The organism is Microcoleus sp. PH2017_12_PCY_D_A (assembly GCF_020738565.1).
Lineage (GTDB): Bacteria > Cyanobacteriota > Cyanobacteriia > Cyanobacteriales > Microcoleaceae > Microcoleus.
In genome coordinates this window covers 1-3,071 of sequence record NZ_JAEQCI010000234.1, presented here as the reverse complement: position 1 = coordinate 3,071, position 3,071 = coordinate 1, and the positions used below count along the sequence as shown (strand labels likewise).

Genomic DNA, 3,071 nt, shown 5'->3' with positions numbered 1-3,071 from the left:
GGGGGAAAACGTCTGAAACTCTTGTCATGTATAGGTTTAGTTAACGGGTACGGCAGGACTTGAACCTGCGGCTCGCTGCTTAGAAGGCAGTAGCGTCAATTTATTGTACCACTCTCTACACAAGCTTTTCAGCCTTTGGTTGCCTAGCGTCAAACAAAATTGCACAACAATTGCACAACAATTTGGTACTTTAGGTCTGTAGAGTTGATGGTGCGATCGTGCAAATAAACCAATCTCAGCGTCGGAGAAAGGGGACTGTAGGAGTGATGGCAAGCCGAGGTATGCTGCGCCTTCACTTGCCTCGCGAGCTTTATTCCGGTAAAAATACGTTTCTGTATATAGGTCTGGCGGATACTTTAGAAAACCGGGCGATCGCAGAATGCAAAGCTAAGCAGATTGAGCTTGACATCCTTACAGGGATATTTGACCCAAATGATTTAAGCAAATACAAGCCTGTCCAACCCCAGAAACACAGCAATCTGGTACAGGCAAAATTTGGGACAACAGCTTTGACGCTGCAAGGATTATGGGACAAATATTTAAGTTACAAGCAGGGTACGCTCAAACCAAAGTCTTTTCACTACTTGCAGACTACGTTGGGGCGACACATAGCTAAATGTCCTTCAGATATTCTGCAAGCGCTAGAGGTTCGCGAAGTCCTTTTAGAGGCAACAACGGGGGACATGACTAAGCGCATTCTCACCCACTTAAATGCTGCTGTTAATTGGGGTATCAAGCACAGGTTAATTATTTTGCCTGTTAGTCCTTACAAAGATATGGCTAATGATTTGCCTAAGTACAACTGGCAGAATGACCCCGCCCCTAATGGTTTTGTCAGTGAAGAAAAGACGCTGGTGCTACAAGCTTTTGAATCTCACAGAAATAAGCCCGGACACTGCTACGGCATATATTACCCATTGGTAAAATTTTGGCTCTTAACGGGTTGCCGTCCTAGCGAGGCTATTGGCTTGACTTGGGGGAATGTCGCACTTGACTGTTCTTATGTTTTGTTCAACAGCAGTATTCAGTTCATTGATGGCAAAGCTGTTGAGAGCAAGGGCAGTAAAAATAACAAACACCGAAAATTCCCTTGCAATAATGAGTTGAAGGAATTTTTAGTGTCAATTAAGCCCAAACAGTTTGATTCTAAAGAATTGGTTTTCTCTTCCCCAACCGGGGAGGCAATTAACTACAGCAATTTTTCCCAAAGAGCTTGGCACAAGATAGTTGTACCTATCACAGACAAGACACGAGAACCTGGTTACAAGCCTACTACTCCATATTCTTGTCGCGATACTTTTATTAGTGAACAATTGGCACAAGGTATCCCATCTGCGGTAATTGCTCGCTGGTGCGATACGTCGGAAAGTATTATTAATTCCCACTATTTAGATAACAAGATTTTGGAGCATTTACGCCCGCTTTGATACTGTTAATATGTTGATTCTGTGGGCAATTTTTGCGAAACAAAACTTTACAGTCGCACCTGTTGACAAGTGACTGCAAACCTGTAATCGTGAGTAACTAAGGAAGATTGATGCGCGACTGACTAGCGATTGGACCCGCTAACCAAGTCACGACTTCCCCAAACCGTTTACACACAACGTTTGGAGCCGAATAATTATGACATTTTTAGACGATTGTCCTATGGGACGATCGCAACTCTTAACGCAATCTCGCGCTAAGAGTCCTATTAGTTGGACAAGCTTAGCTCGCTACGTGCGATCGCCAGCAATTCCCGCCAAGCTCCCTAAACCTGATTTTCTTATTGGGGAGAAAGTCTCTGACCACTGGGTTGATGAGTTCGGCAAAAATTGCGTCGAATTTGGTGAAGTCATGGGTATTTGCTGGCATCCCCGTCAGGAGACTTGGGCTTATCTAATTGACTGGTACAAGGGACAAGGCCCGGATTCCCTATACCCCTGCTTTGACAGACACCTGGTAATTGGTGGCGACTTGAGGAGGTCAAATGACTAAGCCCGCTGTCAATTTCCGTCGCATAGACCAACTCAGAGCGATCGCTTTTAACCGTGGCTTCACAAATGAAGACGCCAGACAGTTTGGAAAACTGAGCAAAACTGCCACATGGGAAGCGCTGCTAGAACTGCACCTTATTGACGGTGAATCGCTAGACAGTGTAGACAGTGTAGACAGTGTAGACACCCTTGACTGGACTAACGACGGTTCATTCCCTGTGTGTTTCACCCGCCAAAATCCCACCAACTTTTTAGACTGGGTTGACTTCGGGCAACTCATCGCACTTGTACTCGCATCAGCGGGGGTGTTTGTGCTGGCTATGTCTATGTGGCGACAAATCAATCCCTTGAATCTATTCCCGCCAGTTCGTATCAACATTCAAATAGGGGCCAAATAACCATGGGAGTAATGACAACCTTATTCGGCGGTGGCAGTAGCGACGCCATCAGTCACAAATCAGAAGTGATTAGCAAACCAACCGATGCCAGCGTCATCACGCCGCTAAATCCCGGCAAGTTTAGCTCCATCCGCTCCGTGCCGGTGTGCGATACCCCGCGCTACTTCACCGCAGAGGAAGCGGACGCCATGAAGGAATTAGCAAAGGAAAAGACCGACGGCGCGCGCCAATCAAAGCGAGCCTACGGAGCTATGACCAAGATTGAAGAAGCCGATGCCAAAGTCCACAAATTGCACCGGGGGTACGAGAAAAGCGTCGCAACTAACGAACTAAAAAAGAAACGCGCTGATGCGGGTCTGGGCAAACACTTACAGGGGTTGCGCCCTGGTTATGCCCGATTGGGTTTTGGGCTTGAGAAAGCTGAGACTGATGCTACCGCGCGGATTGAAGCCATCAAAACCAAGCTACTAGGAGGCTCGGACAAATGATAAAAGCGATCGCGCTCGGTAACAACTTTTTGCTGACTGCGATCGCCTCCAGCTTCCTCTGCTGGATGGCGTCGCTTCACCCGAACCTGCTGCTATTTGTCCAAGCACTCTTTGCTCTCAAACTCATAGTCAGCGCTACCGCATGGCTGCTGGATGACGCAATTATTGCCATCCTGAAAATCGATTTACTACAACTCAGATTCCGGCTA

The 3,071-nt window shown here is 46.9% G+C and carries 5 protein-coding genes; all 5 read left to right on the top strand.

Annotation, left to right across the window (positions count from 1 at the left end; translation table 11 throughout):
- The first annotated feature begins 281 nt into the window (after positions 1 to 281).
- The gene (locus JGK39_RS33105) at positions 282 to 1,427 is read left to right on the top strand and encodes a tyrosine-type recombinase/integrase (protein ID WP_293309011.1); all 1,146 of its coding nucleotides are present in this window, start codon (positions 282 to 284) and stop codon (positions 1,425 to 1,427) included.
- Between the two features lie 196 nt (positions 1,428 to 1,623).
- The gene (locus tag JGK39_RS33100; RefSeq protein WP_293298523.1) at positions 1,624 to 1,977 is read left to right on the top strand and encodes a hypothetical protein; all 354 of its coding nucleotides are present in this window, start codon (positions 1,624 to 1,626) and stop codon (positions 1,975 to 1,977) included.
- Positions 1,970 to 2,374: a hypothetical protein gene (locus JGK39_RS33095; protein ID WP_293298525.1), complete on the top strand. Its 405-nt coding sequence runs from the start codon at positions 1,970 to 1,972 to the stop codon at positions 2,372 to 2,374. The genes JGK39_RS33100 and JGK39_RS33095 overlap by 8 nt, the downstream gene beginning before the upstream one ends.
- Positions 2,375 to 2,385: 11 nt before the next feature.
- On the top strand, positions 2,386 to 2,862 hold the full coding sequence (locus tag JGK39_RS33090; RefSeq protein ID WP_293298528.1) for a hypothetical protein: 477 nt from the start codon (positions 2,386 to 2,388) through the stop codon (positions 2,860 to 2,862).
- A partial coding sequence (locus JGK39_RS33085; protein WP_293308987.1) for a hypothetical protein occupies positions 2,859 to 3,071 on the top strand: 213 nt, incomplete at its 3' end. The genes JGK39_RS33090 and JGK39_RS33085, both read left to right, overlap by 4 nt.

Bases quoted from the DNA above. Each gene is read 5' to 3' on its own strand.
- JGK39_RS33090 (WP_293298528.1), top strand. From the start codon at position 2,386: ATGACAACCTTATTCGGCGGTGGCAGTAGCGACGCCATCAGTCACAAA.
- JGK39_RS33095 (WP_293298525.1), top strand. From the start codon at position 1,970: ATGACTAAGCCCGCTGTCAATTTCCGTCGCATAGACCAACTCAGAGCG.
- JGK39_RS33100 (WP_293298523.1), top strand. From the start codon at position 1,624: ATGACATTTTTAGACGATTGTCCTATGGGACGATCGCAACTCTTAACG.
- JGK39_RS33105 (WP_293309011.1), top strand. From the start codon at position 282: ATGCTGCGCCTTCACTTGCCTCGCGAGCTTTATTCCGGTAAAAATACG.